The following is a 20,806-nucleotide window of genomic DNA, read 5'->3' on the forward strand; positions in this document are numbered from 1 at the left end:
TTCAAGGAAGCCGGAGAGCTCCCGTAGGGGATTCCCCGGCTGTTGCCTCGCCTCTACTTGTTGTTCTCCTGCCGCCATGTATCGATCTGTGCCTGCAGCTCGGCCTGCACCTTCTCGATGCCCGCGGTTTTCAGCCTCGCGTTGCGTTCGTCGATCATTTTGGACGGATTCGCGACGGCTCCCGTGGCCAGGATTTTGTATTCCGACACAACGGCCGTCAGCTCCGCGATCTCGTTCTTCACCTTGGAATCGTCGAAGACGAAGCCCATAAGCGGGAAGCGAACCGCCTCGTCATTGAATTTCTTCCAGTTGATGTACAGATCGTCCGGCTGGCCCGGCTTGAGATAGTTCAGCATCTGGTTGCCGATGACCCAGAACAGCGCCGTCGATCCGTAGCCGGAATCCGCGATCGGCTCGATCCGGTTGTCGCCGACCTTCTTGTAGTGCTTCCCTTCGATGCCGTGCACGATCAGATTGATGACGTAAGGATCGGTATGCAGATAGTTCAGCACCATCATCGCACGCTCCGGATCCTCGGACGTTCTCGAGATGGAGAACATCGAGCCGGTGGCGAGATCCGTTGTTACGATAGGCTCGGTCACGACATGCGACACGTAATCGAACTGGTTGTTGTCGGCGATCTTGATCTCGATGTCGGAGCCCGGCTTCCACACGCCCGACGACATCCACAGCTTGCCTTGGCGTCTCAGATCCGCCGCGTCGGTCTTGCTTGTTCCCGCATCGGCGTTAATATAGCCTTTCTCGTAGTAGCTCCGGAACAGCTCGAACTCTTTCTTGTTAATATCCACAAGCTCGGGATCCAGTATCGTCTTCACTTGCATGTCCTCGGACGTGTAATCCATGAGGAACATCTGCGTCTTGCCCGGCGTCGGGCCGATCGGACGGTAGTTGGAGTTCGTCTCGAACATCATGTGAATGCCGCCGCCCGCATTGCCCGAGCCGCCGGCCAAGTACAGATTCGTCAGCCCCGGCTCTTCCTTGCCGATCTTCTCGTACCACGGCTCCAGATCCGCCCACTTGTTGATCGTGTCGATCGGAATGCTATACTTGTCGACGATATCCTTGCGGTAAGTGAACGATTGCCCTTGCGTAATTTCTTTGTTCGTCGGAACGGCGTACAGCTTGCCTTTCATGCGCGGCGCTTCCAGATAGAGCGGATGCAGCTCTTGCTTAATGCCTTGACCGTGCTTCTCGAGCAGCTCATCCAGCTCCAGGAACGCGCCTTTCGTCACGTTGCCGAAGTAGTTCAGCCACGACGTCGTGAAGACGAGGTCCATCTTCTCTCCGGTATTCATCATCAGCTCGGTCCGGTTCTGATAGTCGCTCGGAGCGATCGGCTGCAGCTTGACGGTGGCGTTGATCTTTTCTTTGAAAAATTCGTTCAGCTTCTCTTCGACGAGGCCGTCGTCTGCCTGAGGCGTGCCGAAGTACACGATGGACACCTGATACGGCTTCAGCTCGGATGCGGCCGGCGCAGCCGCGGCATTGTCCCCGCTTGGCGATTCGCTTGGGGCGCTCGACGCCGCATCGTTCGTCTTGCCTTCGTTATTCCCGTTGCCGCCGGACGAACAGGCTTGAAGGACTAGCACGGCCGCCAGCATGATGGCGAGCGCAAGCAGGAATGGATTTTTTTGTCTCATCTTATAACCCTCCATTTAGTCTAATAATATAGCACGGCGCGCGGGCATTCACCTGTCGCCGAGACTACCGCAGCCGGGTCAGCCTTTGACGGCGCCGACGGTGAGGCCTTTGACGAAATATTTTTGGAAGAACGGATAAATCAACAGAAGCGGCCCCATGCATACGACGGCCAGCGCCATCTGCAGCGACTCGTCCGGGAGATTGCTCATCATCTCCGGATTTTGCGCGGCCAGCTGTACGTTGGACCGCAGGTACTGGACATCGTTAAGCACCCGCAGCATCAAATATTGAATCGGATATTTGTCCTCGGATCGAATGAACAGGAGCGAGTTGAACCAATCGTTCCAGAACGTGATCGTGCCGAGCAGAGCCATCGTCGCCATGACGGGAAGCGACAGCGGCAGCACGATCCGGAAGAAGATCCGGAATTCGCTTGCGCCGTCGATCCTCGCCGACTCGATCAGCGCGGGATGAATCGTCGATTGGAAAAACGTGCGCATAATGATGACGTTGAACGGGACGATCAGCAGCGGCAGCAGCAGCGCCGTGTACGTATCGAGCAGGCCGAGTGTCTGCGTGAAGATGATATATTTGCTCACCACGCCCCCGTTGAACAGCATCGTGAAGAACAGGAAGAACGTGAAGAACGTTCGGAACGGGTAATCCTGACGGGAGATCGGATAGGCGTACATCGCCATCAGCATGACGCTTAACGCCGTTCCGAACACCGTGATCCCGATGCTGATGGCGTAAGCCCGCACGAGCGTCCCGTAGTCCTTGAACAGACTCTCGTAAGCGATCAGCGACAGCTTCTTAGGGATGAATTGGTACCCGTCGTTCACCAAGGCGTCGATGTGGGTGAAGGATACGATGACCACCAGAATAACGGGCATGACGCACAAGAACGATAGAATAAGGAATACGCCGTTCAACAGCGTATTGGCGACGGGAGAGATCGTGTTCTCCCGCCGGCTGGCGGAACTGCTCATCTGCTTCACCTCTTGTCGGAATCGTAGAACGTTAGAACAAAGCCTGATCGGGGTTGATCTTGCGCACCGCCGAGTTGGTCAACAGGACGAGCACGAAGCCGAGCACCGATTGCGCGAGCGCCGCGGCGGACGACATGCCGATATCGTTCAATTCAATAAGCACGCGGTAGACGTAGGTATCGACCGTGTCGGTTACGGGGTACAAAGCGCCCGAATCCATTGGAACCTGATAGAATAGCCCGAAGTCGGTATTGAATACGCTGCCCATAGATAGAATCGTCAGAATGATGATGATGGGCTGAATGATCGGCAGCGTAATATGGAGGATTTGCTGCCATTTCGACGCGCCGTCGAGGACGGCGGCTTCGTAATATTCGTTGTCGATGCCCGCTATCGCCGCGATATAGATGACCGCGCCGATGCCTACGTTCTTCCACGCGTTCACCAGAATGAGAATGTACGGCCAGTAGGCCTTCTCCGAATACCAGTAGACCGGGTCGACACCGAGCCATTCGAGAACCGAGGCGTTCATGAGCCCCTTGTCCGGATTCAAGAAGGCGTACACCAGATAGCTGACGACGATCATGGACAGGAAGTACGGCATGATCAGGAAGGTCTGATAAGCCTTGGCCAGCCGGCCCCGCAGCTCGTTGATCGCGACCGCGATCGCAATGGAGATGACCGTATTGAAGATCATGAATGCGAGACTGTACAGCACCGTATTTCGCGTAATTCTCCAGATCGACCCGGACGTGAACAAAAACTCGAAGTTTTTGAAGCCGACCCAGGCACTGCCGAGAATGCCGTCGATATAATTGATATTTTTGAATGCGATGAACACTCCGAACATCGGCATGTAGCTGTTGACGATCAATACGGCAAGCGTAGGGATCAGCATGATCGTCAGAAATCTGAATTTCCATAGAGCATGGACGAAATAAGCAAATCCCGCTCTCTCCTTCACCGGCGTTCACTCCTCTCTGTTAATCCCAGTATAGGCGAGCCCCCCAGCGATATCGATGATCTATTGAAGCAGTTGCGTGATGTAAACGAGCCGCGGAGTCATCCCTTCTCTGGGGGAAAACGACAAAAAAACTCCGGCCGCATGCCGGAGTCAATGGGTATTCTTATATTCCCGCCGAGGCAGGTTGATCTTGGCGATAACGCCTCCGCCCTCACGCGGGGCATAGCTCAAGCCGAACGCTTCGCCGAAATGCAGCTGAACGCGCTGATGGACGTTCCGGATGCCGTAGCCCTTGTCCGCGAGCTCCCCTCGCGTGATGCGCTCCAATCTCCCGATGTCGACCGGAAGAAATCCGTTGTCCTCGACCGCCATCTCGATCTCGGCGTCCGTGCAGCGGATTCGTATCCGGATCTCGCCTTCCCCGTCCATGCCGCTGACGGCATGGAAGATGGCGTTCTCGATGAGCGGCTGCAAAATAACCTTCGGCGTCGCGTATTTTTTGGCCTCTTCGTCTATGTCGTAGAGCACCTCGAATTTGTCCGGATACCGCTTCATCTGAAGCCGGCAATACGCCGAAGCATGCTCGATCTCCTCGCCGATCGGAATCATCGTTTTTCCTTTGCTGAGCCCGATCCGGAGCAGCCTTGACAGATCCTTCACCATTCCGCCGACGTCCCGGTTGCCCTTGCCGACCGCGTACCAATAGATGGAGTCCAGCGTGTTGTACAGCAAATGCGGCGTAATCTGCGAATGCAGCGTGGCGAGCTCGGTTTCCTTCTGTTCGATTTTCATTAAATAATTCTCTTCGAACGAACGGTCCAGCCTCCTGGTCATCTTCAGGAAAGCGCCGTACAAGATGCCGAACTCGTCCGATCGCAGCAGCTCTCTCCCGTGGGCCGCGTCGAGCGGAACTCCCGGCTCGTAAATTTTCGTAATCGCGACCAAGCGGTGCAGCGGCCTGACGACGATCCGAAGCAGATACAAGACGAACAGCAGCACGAGAACCAGATAGACGGCCGACAACGCCATAATGACCCACTGGAACTCCTTCGAGCCGCCGGAAACCGACTGCAGCGGCACTCGGTAGACGAGACGGGTATGGTACTCGGGCTCGTACGAGAGCGCGTACAACCATCGCTCCCCGCCCTCGCCGGCGAAATGATAACTCGAACCCTCGGGGTTCGCCAGCGCGGAGAGGCTGTCTTCGGGCAATTCGTCCGAGCCGGCTTGCATGAGAAGCTCGTTTACGTCATTAAACAAAAAAATGCCGGAACGCTCCGGAAGCTGTATATTCAGGAGGTCCCGCGTCAAATACACCTCCAGATTGGAGACGACGAGAAAGCCGAGGACGTCGTTATAGTTCTGCGCGTTCAGCACGCTTCGGACGAAGCTGATGCTGGTAACACCCGCCGGCGAGGCGATAAGCCGGAATACGCCGGCCCCTCGTTTCTGAAGCGCCCTCTCGGACCAGGCCGGCATTTTGGAAGCATCGTCCTCGATATATTTGAAGCCGCTCTCTTTGCCCGACAGGTCGACCAGCGTTCGTTTGTCTTCTTTATTAATCATGTAAAGCGAATATTGCGTACCGTCGGAGGACCAGCGCTCCAATATTTCGTCCGCCCGTTTCATCTGGCCGAGCGTCTCGACATTGGACCAAAACGTGTTGAATTCGGTCCGGTTGAACAGGTGATTCCCGAGAAACGTGATCGTCTTGTCGTTCACCGCGGACATCGACTTCGCGATCGTCGCATGGTTCTGCTTCGCAAGCTGCAGCATCGTGCGGCCCAGCTCCTCCTGCATCGATCTCTCCGTCTTGTAGGCGGATACCCAGCCGACGATCAGGAACGGGCCAATGATGAAGAGCGCGAACGCCATCGTTACTTTATATTTCAGCTTCAGTCAGATCCCTCCTGCCCCTTTGCGGTAATCCGCCGGGCTGACGCCCGCGTAGCGCTTGAACATGCGGCTGAAGTGCTCCGGCGACTCGTACCCGACTTCGTTCGCGATTTCGTACCGCTTCTTGTCGGTCGTCGCCAACAAATATTTGGCCTCCTCGATCCGGAGCTCGGTTACGTAATCCCATACGCTCCTGTTGGTCTCCCGCTTGAACAGGTAGCGAAGGTAGGCCGAGCTGAAGTGGACCTCGCCGGCGATATCCTGGATTTTGAGCGCGGGGTTGCGGTAATGGTTCTGGATGAAGCCCGTAATCTTCGCCAGAAGGCTGCGGTCCCGCTCCCGGGCCAGATCGCCAAGCGAGCGGGCAGCCGCTTCAATATAAGAGGCTAGACGCTCGATCTTACTTGCGGAGGGCAGGTCCCGGAAGTAGACATCCGGGTCGAAACGGCGCAGCGACGTTCCGTTCCCGTGCCCGATTTCGATCAGCAGCCCGTAGATGCGGTACGCCAGCATGCCGAAATAGCTGTTAACGAGCTCGTCCGTATGGCCCAGCTTCTCAAGGTGCCGGACCACGTCCCGTATGCATGGAGCCAGCTGCTCGTTGTCGCCTCCCCTAAGCAGCTGCACGCATTCCTCCACGCGCTCCATCCACTCCACCATATTCAAGCTGTCCTGCGCGGCAACGTCCCCGTAATAGAATACCTGCTGCTCGGGATGCAGCTTCTTCCACTCCGCCGATAGATGCGCCTCTTCCATCTGCTTGGGCAGCAGCGTCGCGTCGGCTTGCAGGCTGCTCATGCCGATCGTCGCGTCCATGTTCAAATATTGTTTGAAGTTGACCGCCACGAACTGACCGACCAGATGAAGCTGCGATTGCAAGGACTGGTTCTGTCCCGCCGCATCCTCCTCGCCTAACTGGATAATGCCGATCAGCTCGTTGCCGAAGCCGTTCATCGTCAGACCGTCCCACTCGGACAAGCTCTCTTCGAAAATATTCAAAGCGGCGAACTTCAGCAGCTTCCGGTCCCGGTACAGCACTTCGCGCTGGCTGAACCCGCCGTGGCTGAAATCGAGACGAACGGAGATGACGCCGAAATACGGACCTCTAAGCTCGCCTCCCAGCTCGGCCGCAAGCTCGTTGTGCTCCTCCTTCGACAGCCCCCGCTCCGTCACCAGCTCCATAAGAATCTCGCGTCTTCTGGCCGAATCGGAGCTATGTTGATGCTGCTCTTCGATAGAGCGCTCCAGAGAACGCTTGCCGATTTCTTGCTTCTCGACCAGCACGCCGCGCACGACGCGGAGAAGCTCGTCCTCGTCCACGGGCTTCACGAGGTAATCCCTCGCTCCGAGCCTGAGCGACTTCTTGGCAAAATCGAACTTCTCGTGCGCGGAGATGACGACAACGGGCAGGTTGGGCTGCTCCATGTAGATCGTCTCCATCAGCTCGATGCCGCTCATCCGTCCCATCTGGATGTCGGTCAGCACCAGGTCGAAGTGGTCCATTCGCAAATAATCGACGGCCTCGAAGCCGTTAAGCGCCGTCTCCACGCTGGTCAGGGGCAGCTCCGACGCCAGCAGGAAATCCCGGATTCCGATGCTCACGTTCGGCTCGTCGTCAACGACTAATATTTTGTACATAGGCACCGCCCTCTGCCATTTTATTACCAGTATAAACGGGGCGGTCGAGCCTTGTCGATGATCGATCTCAGGCATTATGTGATGCATGTGATTGATTTATGGCCCTTACCGGGCGAACCCGCTCGAATCGATCACATAGAGGTTTCTTAGCCCGTCTGGCATATATTCCCCTCTTCGACATAACCTTGTAGTGATCGACCATTATGCGGCGAGTGGAACGCTGACTGGTTCCGCGAGCGGTTCCATGATGCCGACTCCAAGGAGGTAGAATCCGGTATGAAGGTTGTTAACCTCATCAGCTTGATTCTTGTCATCTTAGGCGGGCTTAACTGGCTATCCGTCGGACTGTTCGAGTACGACGTCGTCAGCGAGTTATTCGGGGGTGCAACGGAGGTCGGATCGAAGATCGTGTATATCGTCGTTGGTGCAGCCGCGCTATATGCGCTCTCCCTGCTGCCCAAGGTTTCCAAGGATTAGGACGGCAACGACAACGTCGCAAAGAGAGGGCATGGCAAGCTGGCGCACCCGGTCCGGGGCGCTGGCTTTTTTTTGCGCAGGACCAGACATGTCGGCGGCCGCGGCTAACAGTTCCACCTCGCGCACCCGTAACACGATTTTTTCGTGCTAATGCACTCCTCTGCCCCACTACGCGCACCTGTAACACGATTTTTTCGTGCTATTCTGCTCTCGCCCCTCCAGTACGCGCCTAATACCTACCGCCGCGCGGCTGTAACAATCTCTCATGTCGCTATTGCGACTCAAACCTACCGCCGCGCACCTGTAACAATCTCTGGTGTCGCAATCCCGCCTCACATCTACCGCCGCGCACCAGTAACAATGGCTCGTATCGCTATCCCGCCTCACGCCTACCGCTGCGCACCTGTAACGATCGCTCGTGTTGCTATCACGCCTCATACCATCGGCCGCACACTTATAACGATCGCTCACACCGCTATCCCGCCTCATATCGACCGCCGCGCGCCTGTAACGATCGCTCATACCGCTAACCCGCCTCATGTCACTCCACGCGCAACAGTAACCTACTACGCCCCCACATGTAAAGTTTACTTGACTTATTGTTTTGTTTATCATACATTATGTATATCATACTAATCCCATCATTTGGAGGCGTCCTTCAATGTCCATCCAGGAGAAAAAAAACGCAGTCTCGCTTATCAGCTCTTTTCTCATCTTCGGTTTATACAGCTTGTATGTGTTCCAGAACGAGCCCTTCGGCGCTCTGGATCCAGACAGTCCCTACCGCTTCTGGGGCTCCTTCATCCTCATTCTGATCCCGGTTACGATCATCGCGAAAATCGTCATCTCCATCGTGTTCTCCATCCTTCACCGAATCGCGACCAAAGAAGACGAGCCGAACTTCGCGGATGAGTTGGACAAATTAATCGGGCTCAAGGCTTCGAGAAATTCCTACTACACGTTCATCCTCGGGTTCGTACTGGCGATGGCTTCCCTGGCCGCGGGCATGGCGCCCGGCGCGATGTTCATCATTCTCGTCGCCTCCGGCTTCCTTGCCGAAGTAACCGACTATGTCTCGCAGCTCTACTACTACCGCAAAGGAGTTTAACATGGCAAAAAGCTTGATTGGCAACCACGTCCGCAAATTCCGATTCCACCACGACGAAATGACGCAGCAGCAGCTCGCCGATCAAGTAGGCGTAACCCGGCAAACGATCGTCGCCATCGAGAAAGGCAATTATTCGCCTTCGCTGGAGCTTGCGTTTCGAATCGCCCGCGTCTTCGGAGCCCCTATCGAAGACATCTTTTTCCTCGAAGGCGAGCAATAGCATGCTCGGATTGTGACCAGATTGCTCCATTAAACTTGTGGGAGGAATGCTTATGAAAGCGATAGTGTGCACAAGCTACGGCGCGCCGGACGTGCTGCAGCTGCAAGAAGTAGGGAAGCCTTCGCCCAAGGATCACGAAATTCGCATCCGCGTTGCCGCGGCTTCAGTCGGCCCGTCCGATTCCGCATTCCGGCAAGGCAATCCGTACCTCATCCGGCTTATGTACGGGTTCAAAAAACCTAGGCATTCGATCCCTGGAACGGAGCTCTCCGGCGTCGTCGACGAAGTAGGCAAAAACGTAACGTCGTTCAAACCGGGCGACCGCGTATGGGGACTAAGCCCGTCAACGTTCGGTGCCCATGCCGAATACAAGTGCCTGCCGGAGAAAGCCCCGCTTATCGTTCAGTCCTCCGCCATGACCAGCGAAGAAGCCGTTGCCCTGAGCGACGGCGCGCCAACCGCGCTGACGTTCCTCCGCGACAAAGCGAAGGTCAGACCCGGCCAGCGCGTGTTGATCAATGGAGCCTCCGGGGCGGTCGGCGCTTACGCCGTCCAGCTTGCCAAGCATTACGGCGCGGAGGTGACAGGCGTATGCAGCGGAGCGAATGCAGCACTGGTCACATCGCTTGGAGCCGACCGCGTGATCGATTATACCCGGACGGATTTCACCCGGGAAGGGCGAAGCTATGACGTTATTTTCGATGCGGTCGGCAAGCGGTCGTTCGGGGAATGCCGCGGCGCGCTGGCTTCCGGAGGGATCTACCTCACAACCGAGCCCTCGCTCTCCATCGTCTTCCATATGCTGCGGACTTCCTTGTCCGGGGGCAAGAAAGCCATGTTCGCCACGGCCGGCCTCATGCAGAACAAACAAAACCTTGCCTACCTGCAGGAGCTGTACGAGAGAGGCAAGCTGCGCGCCGTCATCGATAGGCTTTATCCGCTCGAACAGGCGGCGGAAGCCCATCGTTATGTGGACACGGGCCGCAAGAAAGGTAACGTCATCGTTACGATGTGAGCAGGTACGCCAAGGAGCCGCCAGGGCAAATCCCCGGCGGCTTCTTTACGTTCAAATTCAGGCCGCGGGCAAGCCCATCAAGCTCGCGGCCATCTTCTTTTTTTATCCCCGCGTATAAACGCCGTCTCCGTACGATCCGATAATAGCCGCTTTATACACGCCTTTGTCGTCCACCAGCACGAACAGCTCCACCAAGCCGGTCTCTCCGTCGGACCATTCATTCTCCATCAGAACGTAATAAGCGTCTACCGACCGGCCATCCACCTGGGTTTTGCCGAATTGCCATACCGTCGGATTTGACGCGCTTTCGTCGGCTCCCCCTTCGGTAGATTCCACCGTTCCGTAAAGCGTGCCGTCCGCATCCAGATTGATGTAGCTGGTTCCCCAGATGCCGAACTCCTCGTATTCGGATTCTTCGCTATAGACTGCCCAATCGTACGGCATTTCGAGCACGGAACCGCCTTTGGACGCGGCCTTAAAGAAATCGGAATAACTCACTTCCTTCTCGGATCCGACGAACGCCGAGATGACTTCGGCTACCTGCGTCGTATACTGGTGCTGCTTCAAGGATGCCTCGGCGAGAAACTCGTCGTCCCCCTCGTATGCGTCCTCGGCCGCTTCGTAGAGGTATGCCGCTCCCATAGGGTTGTAATAGAGGAAAATGTTGCTGTCCAGGAACGCATCCCTTACCTCTGGATCGATGGTCGGAATCAAGTAGATAAGGAGCTCCTCCCCAGCATCATCCGTCGATACAACTAGCGTCCATACCATCAGCTCGAATACGTCCCCGCGATAGAGGTTGGCCGTCGCTTCCTTGTCTGCGACCAGATTGATGCCAATCTCCGCCCCTTGCTCGATCGCGTTCGCGTAATCGATATCGAAGCCCGCCACGCGCGCCAGGAACGTAACGGCCTGCTGGTAGGTTACCTTATTGCCGATACCGAATTTACCTCCGCCGATTCCCGTCGTAATGCCAAGCTCATAAGCTTTCTCGATATCCGAGTACGCCCAGTGGCTCTTCGGTACATCGGAGAAGCTCGGAACGGCCGGAGGCGTGAATGCCGCTTGGCCTTCCCGGTCGCTCAGGCGAGCCAGAATCGTTACCATTTGCTCGCGGGTCAGCTGTGCGTCTTCCTTCAGCCCTTGATCCGTCCCTTGAATTAAGCCCAATTCTTTCAACGCTTCCCCGTACGTTATTCTGTCTTCCGCGTAAGCAGGGCTGCCCCAGGCCATCAACAGCGTCAATGCAGCCATGATGGCAATTAATTTGTTTTTCATGTCTCGTTCCACCTTGTCGAATAATATGTAATTGATGGGCTTGCAAATTATTCGACATATTTCCTCGTTTTACCTTCTAGCCCCCCTGAACAAATGAAAGGTACAGCCCTCAAAAAAATGATGAGGCGGCTGTACCTTTATTCGTATATAGGGCGGAAGTGGTGTAGCACGAATGCGAATTCGCGGATGGATCGTGATCGTAACGGAACGGAGCGATCTTATTCCAGGTTTACGAGCATTTTTCCAATGACAACGGAACGGAGGAACGCTATATGCCTGTTTCAAGGGTTATTTTATTCAAACCCAAGGAAATAAGGGCGCTCAGTTCCGCTCGTTACCCAAAATACCTCATTTTCCGAAGAATAACGTCGCTCCGTTCCGTTAGCCTCCACTTCTCATGGACCAAATAGGTTCTTCAGCGGCCTTGCTACTAGCCATGCGGCTCTCTCGTTTGTTAGCCCCATTATTCATTAACGGCATAACCGTTTCACCCCGTTATTCAATCGTTCCGGCAGCCTCGGCTTCTCCGATACGAAGCTGCTGAGCTTCGCCGGCGGTTACGCCCTCATCCTCCAGCACGACAACCTCCGTATCCGGATGCCGCCGCCGCATGGTGACGCCGTCAAGGACGACGTCCTCCGCCCGCTCCAGGCGAACGGCGGGACCCTGACGCGTCTCGACCCGGACGCGATGAAGCTCAAGGCCGCGGACATGCTTGACGTACATGCCTTCGCCCGCCATGACGATACGCTCCTTCACCATGTCCGGCTCGCCGCCCTGCTCGTTCGGATCCTGCGTCATCTCGACCGTGACGTGGCTGAGAATAACATCCTCGATCGGCATCTCCGGCAAGCCGTAAATAAAGCCGGCGGATGCCTGCACGCCCCGCGCGGTCACATCGCTTATGGAAATCCGGCGCACGACAGGCGTGCCAGCCGTCAGAGGAACCGCTTCTTCGCTCGTCAGCAGCGGATTGGACTCATCAATGCCGTGGCGATAGAAGGTGTTCATCACGATCGGACACAGCACGTCCCTCATCTGGATATTGCTAATGTTCACATCCTCGACTCCGCCGCCGCGGGCGCGGTTCGTCTTGATGCGGATACCGCGGTCCGTGCCGATGAAGAGACAGCCCGTGACGACGACATGCCGGATCCCGCCCGCCGTCTCGCTGCCCATGACGATACCGCCGTGACCGCGCTGCATGATGCAATTCGTCACCGTCACGAATTCGGTTGGGCGCCCGACGCGGCGGCCGTCTTCGTCGATGCCCGACTTCAGGCACAAGCAGTCGTCGCCCACGTCGAAGCGGCAGTCCGAGATCGTCACGTGCGAGCACGAGTCGATATCGAGGCCGTCGCCGTTCGGCGCATCGGATGGATTCCGGAACGTCGCGCCTGTGATGCGAACGCCGTCACAATACACGAGATGCGTGTTCCAGAACGGGGAATTCTGAAGCGTTACGCCTTCAAGCACAACGTCGCGGCAATCGATCAGCTGCAGCAGCGGCGGGCGGAGAAACTGCGTGTCCCATTCCACAATGTTGCTGCGAATCGACGCTTTCAGCTCGCGGTTCAGCTCCTCCAGCTCCAGCCTCCGCACCGAGTCCGGCACGATGCCTTCGTACCGTAGCTTCCGGTACGCGTTCCACCAGGCCTCGCCCTGCCCGTCGATAATGCCGTTCCCGCGGATGGCGACCTGCTGCAGACCGGATCCGAACAGAAGCGGCGAATAGCCGTAGCACTCGTAACCGGACCAGCGAGTCTTCTCCGCCGGGTATGCATCGAATTGGTCGACAAACCGAATCGTAGCACCTGTCTCCATCTCCAGCGTCAGGAAGCTCACCAGTCGGATACGCCCCGTCAAATAGGTGCCGGCCGGCACATACACCGTGCCGCCTCCGTCTTCCGAGCAGGCGGCGATTGCCGCCGTGAATGCGGACGTATTGTCCGTTGTCCCGTCGCCGACAGCCCCGAATGCCCTCACATCGTACTTAGCCATGCGAAGCCACCTGCTCCGGCTTGCCGTCTCCGCTTCCCTCGAGCAGCCCCTCCATCTCGACGCAGGCCATGACGAAGGCGCCCACGCCATGAAGATCGTTGACGCTCGTCGGCCGCGTCACGTAGTTCTCGTAGTCGCCGGCCGACGTGCCGATGCAGATGAGAGGCAGCTCGAATCGACCTTCCGCATTGATCCGGACGGTCTCGATCAAGCCGCGGTACCCTTTCCTCGCCGCTTCCAGACATTCGTCGCCCACGAGTCCAAGCTTATATGTCTTGGCGATGGCGTAGACGAACAAGCAGGTTCCGGACGTCTCCAGCCAGTTATCCCCTTGGTTGCCCTTATCCACGACCTGATACCACAATCCGCTCGCCGGGTCCTGATAACGGACGATAGCCGTCACGAAGGAACGCAGCGACTCAGCCAGCCTCAGCCTTCCTTCGTCCTCCGCCGGGAGCTCATCCAGAAACTGCGAGACCGCGAGACCGTACCAACCGAGCGATCGCGCCCAGAACTCCGGCGAGCAGCCGGTGTCCGGGTTCGCCCACGGGAACGAGCGGGTCTCGTCCCACGCATGGTACAGCAGCCCCGTCGATTCGTCCAGCATATGCTGGCGCATCAAGCGCTCCTGCAGCAGCACCATGTCCCGCAGTGCGGGCTCGCCGTACGCGTTCGCGTATTTCAAGGCGAAAACTCCGCCCATATACAAACCGTCCAGCCACATCTGGTACGGATATTTGTCCTTGTGCCAAAAGCCGCCTTCCTTCGTCTTGTTCAGCGTATCGAACAGCCGCCGAAGCTTGCCGGCCGCAATTCGGTACTTGCCGCCCGGCTCGCGTTCGTCATACCGGAACAGAAGCAGGCCGGCTTGAATCGCGTCGAGCTCGTCGCGAGCGAAATACAGGTTGCCGTTCTCGTCCACGAGAGCGTCTACGTAAGAGCGAATATATTCATCGTAGCGAGGCTCCTTGACCGCCTCCCACAGCATCTCCATGCCGCACAGGAATACGCCTTGATGATAATGCCACCGGTTCGCCGGCGGCAGCTGCGGCGCTTCGTATGCCGCCATCAGCGCATCGCATGCCTCTCTAGCCCAACTCAGCGGGCTTCTCTCTTGCGCCATCTCCGTCTCCTCCTTCTCCTCTATACCCCTGCATGGAACCGCTCAAAAAAACGAACGTCATCAACCTTCCACTTTGGCGCGGGCAAGCCGGCGAGCTTATGGCACCACTCGCGGATTCGCACCGCCTGCGTACCGGCGTTCATGTCTCCCTCTAGCAGCCCTAGACCAAGACGAACGGGCTCCGGCATATCCGGGTAATATTCGCCATCCTTCACCTGGGCAACGTTCGGGGCGGCAGGCGAGTGCGCCAGCTCGCGCGAGAAGCCCCCGTCCGGCCGAAGCAGTCTCCCCATATTGCCTAGCGTAATCTTGAGAAAACCGGCAAGCTCCTCCGCGTCCATCGCCGCTTTCGTGTAATACATTAAGTCGACGGGATTGCGGATATAGCACATATCGATTGCTTCTTCCGTCCTCAGACAATGAAGAACGGTGCGGCGAATGTCGTCGGTCCTGGGCATCCGTTCCCGGAAAGCGCCGTAGAACGTATGCAGCTTGAAGGTCCCGGAAACTCTCACGTACAGCGAGCCCTCGCCCCATAACCCCGTCGCGGAATCCTGCGTCTCCTCGAAGAAGCGCAAAGCCTCCTTCACGTAATCGCCCTGCTTCTCTACAGGCAGCGCTTTGATGTAGGCTTGCGAGCCGCATAACCGGTCGCAGCCGCGCCAGCTGTTCGTCAGCGGAATGGACTTCAGCCATTCCCGATAAGCCGAAGGCGAGCTCATATACGAGGGTGCCGTCGTCAGCCCGCCCGGCAGCGGATATAACGGCTCTGCGCCTAACTTATACAGCGCGTTCCGGCTATACCCGATCGCCCGGGCCGCCATGACCTCGTCCTGTCTCATCGCCGGGTCCTCATCCCAGAAATAACCGCCGGCCGGATCCTGCTTGCGCTGTAAGAAAGCGATAAGCCTTCTGCGGACGGTCACAGGCATCCCCGTCAGCAGCCCCGTCTGGTCCAAAATAGTAAGCGCCTGCGCCGTCGATTCGATATCCGGCTCCTTCGCCAGATACGCCGAGCTCCCCGCGTAATAGAACCCTCCGCTGACCGGATCGTACCGGTCCGCAAGCCAGTCGAAGAACCCTTCGAACAAGTCTCCCATTGCGGACAAGGACTCTAACGCTTCCTCATTTCCCCCCGCCATCGCCTGCAGCTCCTATCCTTTGATCGAACCAAGCATCGCGCCCTTCGCGAAATGCTTCTGCAGGAACGGATACACGGCAAGAATCGGAAGCGTGGCCACGACGATAACCGCCATCTTCACCGCTTGGTCAGGCGGCGGCACTTCGCTGTCAAGCGAAGCGTCGGAATCGAGCCCGCTGGCCAGAATGACGATCTGGCGCAGAAGCACTTGAATCGGCCATTTCAAGCTGTCATTGAGGTACATGATCGCATTGAGGTAAGTATTCCAGTACGTAACCGCGTAGAACAGCGAGATCGTCGCTATAGCCGGCAGCGACAGCGGCAGCACGATGCGGAACAGAATGCCGAAGTCGTTGCAACCGTCGATTTTGGCCGACTCCTCGAGTCCCTCGGGAATGTTCTGGAAGAAATTTTTCAGGATGATAAGGTTGAACGCGTTAATGGCGATCGGAAACACGAGCGCCGCGTAGGAGTCGATCAAGCCCATCTCGCGCACGACGAGGAACGTCGGGATAAGCCCGCCGCTGAACAGCATCGTGAACACGACGAGGAACATCATGACCCTCCGTCCGTCGAGATCTCTGCGCGACAGCGCGTACCCGAACAGCGCCGTAATGAACATGCTGAAGGCGGTGCCGAGCACCGTCACGCATATGGACACGAACATCGCCCGGAAGATCGTGCCTGTCGAGAAAATATATTGATATGCATCCAGACTGTACACCGTCGGTATCAGAATGAATTTCTTCGCGGCCATCTCGGCCGAGGTCGTGAACGACCCCGCGACGACGTGGACGAACGGAAGAAACGTGACGATACCTATAATCGCGAGAAGCGCATAGTTAACGATGTCGAACAGCCTGCTGGCAAACGTTTTGTCTTGAACCATTCCATGTTCCCCCTTCCGCCGCGATTAATAGACGCCCTCTTCTCCCATTCGCTTGGCCAGCCAGTTCGCCGCCATGACCAGGATGAGGCCGATAAACGATTTGAAAAACCCGATGGCGGTGCTGTAGCTGAACTGCCCTTGCTGCAGGCCTGCCGTATAGACGTACGTATCGATAATTTCCCCGACGCCGCGATTCATCGAATTCAGCAGCAGGTAGACATGCTCGAAGCCCAGCTCGAGAACGTCCCCGATCTTCAGAATAAGCAGCACGATGATAACGCTTCGGATCGCGGGGAGCGTAATATGCCATATTTGCCGGAAACGGCCGGCTCCGTCGATGCGGGCCGCCTCGTACAATCCGGGATCGATCGCGGCGATCGCCGCCAAATAAATGATGGTCCCCCATCCGGCCTCCCGCCAGATGACTTGCACGATATACATGGGACGGAACCACTCCGGGCTCAGCAGGAAATTCACTTTTTCCCCGCCGAACTTCGCGATAAGCTCGTTAATAATGCCCCCGTCCATCGTCAGCATGACGTAACTGATAGACACGATAATGACCCACGACATGAAATGCGGAATGTAGACGAGCGTCTGCACCAGACGCTTGAAGATCGCGATCCTCACTTCGTTCAGCATAAGAGCCAGAATGATCGGGATCGGGAAGAAGAAGATAAGATTCATGCCAAACAGGATGAGCGTGTTCGTTAAAATGTTCAAAAACTCCGGCTCGGTGAACAGACGTTTGAAATGCTCGAATCCGACCCAATCGCTGCCGGAAATGCCCTCGTACGGCTTGAAGTCCTGCAGCGAAATGACAAGCCCGTACATGGGCACGTATTTAAATAAAATGAAAAACAAGATGCCCGGAATCGCCATCACGTACAGCAGCTTGTTTTTCCAAATGCGCTTCTTCAGCTCGCTGCTCGTTTTGGACTTCGGCGGGGCGATTTGCGGTTCTGCCGTTAGTTCCATATGCTCCGTCCTTTCCGGTTCGTCCGGCCCTTGCGTCCAGCCGGTGATGGAAGGGGCCGCCGCATCGAATGGGCAGCCCCTTTTCCGAACCGATTATTTGCTCGCGTTATACGCCGCCGTAAATTCGTCGATGATCTTCTGGCCGCCGCGCTCTTTCCACGTCTCGACCGCTTTCTCGAAGCCCGCTTTGTCCAGCTGGCCGTACATGTATTGGTACGTGGCATCCGTAATGATCTTCTGAAGCTCTTGGCCTTGCTCCGTGAATGTTACGGAGTCCAGCGGCGCCGTCGGATCATGAATCGCCGCGGCTTCGTTCTCGATGATGAACTTCTCCGCGTCGATTCGCGCTTGAAGATCGTGGAAGCCTTGTAATTGACCGTTCGTTTCCGGCTCGCCGATTACGCTGTCCTTATATCCTTTGACTTCGCGCTCGACCTTGTCCGAGTCGTCGGATGCCTTCGCTTGGCCTTCGACTACGCTATAGTGCGTGCCTTCGATTCCCCAGTACATCAGATTGGCGACTTCCGGCGTCATCATCTTGTCGAAGAACGCGAGAATCTTCTTCAGCTCCGCCTCGTCCTTAATTGCGGATTTCGGGAACAGCACGACGTTGTTGTAGCCCGGGATCGCCCAGATGCCGAATGTGCCGCCCGGCTTCACGATTTTGTTATGCGTCGCTACCTCAGCGGTAGGAACGTTCTTCACCAGGTTGTTATAGAGGCTGTTGACGTCCTGCATGGAGCCGATGTACAGACCCGCCTCGCCGCTCTGGAACAGGTTGACCTGGTCCGTCTTGCTCGTTGCCGCGAAGTCTTGGTTCATGTAGCCGGCATCGCGCAGGCTCTTCATGTAATCCATGGTCTCGATGTATTCAGGGAACATGAATTCCGGCAATATTTGGCCGTCCTTGACGCCGAAGTTGTTCGGCGTGCCGAAGAACGAGGACAGCGTCTTGAACGCGCCGTAGATCAGATCGTTACGGTCGGCCAAGCCGACTGTGTTGTCGTTGCCGTCTTTGTCCGGATCGTCCTCGGTGAACGCCTTCGCCATCGCGAACAGGTCCTCGGTCGTTTGAGGCGCGGAGAGGCCGAGATTATCCGCCCAGTCCTTCCGATAGATCAGGCCTTGTCTCGCCAGCGGACGGCCGATGTACAGCGAATACAGCTTGCCGTCTACCTTGGTGTTGTTCAGGATCGATTCTTTCATCTTGCTCAAGTTTTCAAATTCGCCAAGATAAGGACCGATTTCCCAGAACTGATTGTCGCGGATCGCTTCCTTGAATCGGATGAACGTCGCTTGGTTTTTGAGGTACGTGACCTGCGGCAGCGCGCCGGTCGCGAACGAAGCGTTCAGCTTCTCTTCATAAGTATCCGCCGGGAAGAATTGATACGTCAGCTTCGTGTTCGTCAGCTTCTCGAGCTCGGTCTTAATCGTATCCGGCGGCGTCTCCGCGATGTTCAGAGGCAGCATGATCGTAATTTCCGTCGGCTCCTCCTCTTCCGGCGGAGCCTCCGAAGGCTTCTCGCTTGCGCCGGCGTTGCTGGCGGCAGGCGACGGTTCGTTGTTGCCCCCGTTATTTCCCGAGCAGGCGCTAAGCCCTAGCGTGACGATCATCATAGCGCTCAGGAGCATAAGCATCGATTTCTTCTTTTTCATCTTGGCAAACCCCTCCATGTCGTTTTGAGTTGCTTGGTGATTACGCTTTCAGCATATAACCGGCATCCCCGGTACGGAAACAATCACGGGAGTAGATTCCTCCCCTGCCGCGGGCTGTCTGAGAAGATGATTATGTTCTGTTCTGCTGACACGGCCAGACGCACAAAAAAACCGTCTTGCCTGCCGGCATGACGGTTTTCGCTAATTTTCTTCCTATTGGTTGAAATACGCGTCCGAATACTCCTGGACGATGGCGTTGCCTCCGCTCTGTCTCCACCGCTGGACCTGTTCCTTGAACCGGGCTTCGTCCATATGGCCGAGAATGTAATTGAAGGTCGCGTCGGAGATGATCTTGTACAGCGAGACGCCCTTCTCGTCATACGTCGGCGATTCGAGGTTCGCGGTCGGGTCCTTGACGATAAACTTCTCGTTATCCTGGCTGAGTCGCTCCGCAACCTCCATGAGCGGCTCTCCCTCGGCTACCTGCATCATGTTCGGATTGCTGAGATCGGCGATCATGAGCGCGTGAAGCGCGTTCACCTCCGCCACCCTCGCCGGCGACAGCTCCTCCGGCAGCACGACCTTCCCGTTCGCAATCCGATGATGACGGCCTTCGAAGCCGTAACGCATCAAATTCGCCACGTCCTCCTCCATCGTCGAATCGAAGAACTGCAGAATGCGCCGCAGCTCTTCCTCCGTAGGTATCGCTTTCTTGGAAAACAAATAAAGACCGTTGAAATTCGGAATCGACCAGACCTTGTAGCCGCTTGGTCCTTCGATCCGATTCACCAGCGTAAACTCGGCGTTCGGGTTCACCTTCCGCGCTTCGTCTGACAAACGCTGCACGTCCGTCATGCTGCCGATATAGACGCCCGCTTTGCCGCGGATAAGCAGATCCCGCTGCATCTGCTTGCTCGTCACGGCGAAGTCCTGATTAACTAACCCTTCGTCGTACAGCTTCTTCATGAAATTCATCGTGTCGATATAAGGCTGCGTCTCGAATTCCGGCACGAGCCGTCCTTCCTCCACGCCCCAATTGTTCGGCGTGCCGAAATACGAGCTAAGCGTCTTGAACGCGCCGTAGATCAGATCGTTGCGGTCCGTCAAGCCGATCGTGTCCTGCTGCCCGTTGCCGTCCGGATCATCCGTCGTGAAGCGCCGCAGCACCTCGTACAGCTCCTCGATCGTGCCCGGCTCCTTCATGTTCAGGGCTTCCAGCCAGTCCTTCCGGATAATCAACCCCTGACGCGAAGACGGCCTCTCCGTATAGAGCCCGTAAATTTTGCCTTCGACCGCGGCCTGCCGCAGGATATCCTCATCCAAGTGCTTCAGGTTCGGATACTCCTGCAAGTAGGGACCGATTTCCCAGAAGGCGCCGGACCGTATCGACGTTTTGAGGAAGATGTAATCCGTATTTTTGACGAACGTCACTTTCTTCATCGAATTGGTCGTCAAAGACGTATTCATCTTGTCCGTATAAATTTCGTTCGGCACCCACACGATCTCCAGCTCGACTTCCGTCTTGCTTTCGATCTCCTGCACGACGTCCTCATGCGGGGGATGCGGGAAGTGCAGCGGTGCCATAATCGAAATCGTGGTCTTCTCCTTGGATGCATCGGCCGCGTGCCCGTCCTTGGCCCCCAGGCTGCATCCGGACAGCAGTACGGTCAGCGCCAAGAGCGCTGCCGTCATGATTAAAGCGCTTACTCGTCGGTTCATGCATTTCCCCCCGCACGCTTGATATTTTGCCGTTATATGAGACGATGATTAT

17 protein-coding genes are annotated in these 20,806 nt (G+C 56.6%); 4 read left to right on the forward strand and 13 right to left on the reverse strand.

All coding sequences use genetic code 11. From position 1 onward, the window contains the following. Nucleotides 1-53 precede the first annotated feature (53 nt). From NQZ67_RS18910 to NQZ67_RS18930, 5 genes are all read right to left on the reverse strand, one after another. Nucleotides 54-1,661: an ABC transporter substrate-binding protein gene (locus NQZ67_RS18910; RefSeq protein ID WP_257448966.1), complete on the reverse strand. Its 1,608-nt coding sequence runs from the start codon at nt 1,659-1,661 to the stop codon at nt 54-56. Nucleotides 1,662-1,739: 78 nt separating this feature from the next. Next, entirely contained in the window at nt 1,740-2,651 is a 912-nt protein-coding gene (locus NQZ67_RS18915) for a carbohydrate ABC transporter permease (RefSeq protein ID WP_257448969.1), read from the reverse strand. A 31-nt stretch (nt 2,652-2,682) separates the two neighbouring features. Next, nucleotides 2,683-3,615 (reverse strand): ABC transporter permease, encoded by a 933-nt coding sequence (locus tag NQZ67_RS18920; protein WP_257448970.1) that lies wholly within the window; start codon nt 3,613-3,615, stop codon nt 2,683-2,685. Nucleotides 3,616-3,765: 150 nt separating this feature from the next. Next, nucleotides 3,766-5,490, reverse strand: a complete 1,725-nt coding sequence (locus NQZ67_RS18925; protein WP_257448972.1) for a sensor histidine kinase — start codon at nt 5,488-5,490, stop codon at nt 3,766-3,768. Nucleotides 5,491-5,514: 24 nt separating this feature from the next. Then, nucleotides 5,515-7,149, reverse strand: coding sequence for a response regulator transcription factor (locus NQZ67_RS18930; protein WP_257448974.1), 1,635 nt, complete (start codon nt 7,147-7,149; stop codon nt 5,515-5,517). A 276-nt stretch (nt 7,150-7,425) separates the two neighbouring features. Here NQZ67_RS18930 and NQZ67_RS18935 point away from each other — a divergent pair, with 276 nt between their 5' ends. The 4 genes from NQZ67_RS18935 to NQZ67_RS18950 all read left to right on the forward strand — a co-directional run bounded on the left by NQZ67_RS18935 (nt 7,426) and on the right by NQZ67_RS18950 (nt 9,969). Next, the gene (locus tag NQZ67_RS18935; RefSeq protein ID WP_257448976.1) at nt 7,426-7,626 is read left to right on the forward strand and encodes a DUF378 domain-containing protein; all 201 of its coding nucleotides are present in this window, start codon (nt 7,426-7,428) and stop codon (nt 7,624-7,626) included. A 661-nt stretch (nt 7,627-8,287) separates the two neighbouring features. After that, on the forward strand, nt 8,288-8,734 hold the full coding sequence (locus NQZ67_RS18940; RefSeq protein ID WP_257448978.1) for a hypothetical protein: 447 nt from the start codon (nt 8,288-8,290) through the stop codon (nt 8,732-8,734). 1 nt (nt 8,735) lies between these two features. Beyond that, nucleotides 8,736-8,954, forward strand: a complete 219-nt coding sequence (locus tag NQZ67_RS18945) for a helix-turn-helix transcriptional regulator (RefSeq protein ID WP_257448980.1) — start codon at nt 8,736-8,738, stop codon at nt 8,952-8,954. 52 nt (nt 8,955-9,006) lie between these two features. Further along, entirely contained in the window at nt 9,007-9,969 is a 963-nt protein-coding gene (locus NQZ67_RS18950; RefSeq protein WP_257448981.1) for an NAD(P)-dependent alcohol dehydrogenase, read from the forward strand. Nucleotides 9,970-10,071: 102 nt separating this feature from the next. Here the strand turns inward: NQZ67_RS18950 and NQZ67_RS18955 are convergent, their stop codons facing one another. From NQZ67_RS18955 to NQZ67_RS18990, 8 genes are all read right to left on the reverse strand, one after another. Beyond that, on the reverse strand, nt 10,072-11,247 hold the full coding sequence (locus tag NQZ67_RS18955) for an S-layer homology domain-containing protein (RefSeq protein ID WP_257448983.1): 1,176 nt from the start codon (nt 11,245-11,247) through the stop codon (nt 10,072-10,074). Between the two features lie 495 nt (nt 11,248-11,742). Continuing rightward, complete coding sequence (locus tag NQZ67_RS18960) at nt 11,743-13,248, reverse strand: glycoside hydrolase family 28 protein (RefSeq protein ID WP_257448985.1); 1,506 nt, start codon at nt 13,246-13,248, stop codon at nt 11,743-11,745. Continuing rightward, nucleotides 13,241-14,371 (reverse strand): glycoside hydrolase family 88/105 protein, encoded by a 1,131-nt coding sequence (locus NQZ67_RS18965; protein ID WP_257448987.1) that lies wholly within the window; start codon nt 14,369-14,371, stop codon nt 13,241-13,243. The genes NQZ67_RS18960 and NQZ67_RS18965 overlap by 8 nt, the downstream gene beginning before the upstream one ends. 20 nt (nt 14,372-14,391) lie before the next feature. Next, nucleotides 14,392-15,513, reverse strand: coding sequence for a prenyltransferase/squalene oxidase repeat-containing protein (locus tag NQZ67_RS18970; RefSeq protein ID WP_257448989.1), 1,122 nt, complete (start codon nt 15,511-15,513; stop codon nt 14,392-14,394). Nucleotides 15,514-15,525: 12 nt separating this feature from the next. Then, nucleotides 15,526-16,401, reverse strand: a complete 876-nt coding sequence (locus tag NQZ67_RS18975; protein ID WP_257448991.1) for a carbohydrate ABC transporter permease — start codon at nt 16,399-16,401, stop codon at nt 15,526-15,528. Between the two features lie 24 nt (nt 16,402-16,425). Then, the gene (locus NQZ67_RS18980) at nt 16,426-17,379 is read right to left on the reverse strand and encodes an ABC transporter permease (protein ID WP_257448993.1); all 954 of its coding nucleotides are present in this window, start codon (nt 17,377-17,379) and stop codon (nt 16,426-16,428) included. A gap of 93 nt (nt 17,380-17,472) precedes the next feature. Then, the gene (locus tag NQZ67_RS18985) at nt 17,473-19,035 is read right to left on the reverse strand and encodes an extracellular solute-binding protein (RefSeq protein WP_257448995.1); all 1,563 of its coding nucleotides are present in this window, start codon (nt 19,033-19,035) and stop codon (nt 17,473-17,475) included. 213 nt (nt 19,036-19,248) lie between these two features. After that, the gene (locus NQZ67_RS18990; RefSeq protein ID WP_257448997.1) at nt 19,249-20,754 is read right to left on the reverse strand and encodes an extracellular solute-binding protein; all 1,506 of its coding nucleotides are present in this window, start codon (nt 20,752-20,754) and stop codon (nt 19,249-19,251) included. Nucleotides 20,755-20,806 lie beyond the last annotated feature (52 nt).

The organism is Paenibacillus soyae (assembly GCF_024623455.1).
GTDB classification, from domain to species: domain Bacteria; phylum Bacillota; class Bacilli; order Paenibacillales; family Paenibacillaceae; genus Pristimantibacillus; species Pristimantibacillus soyae.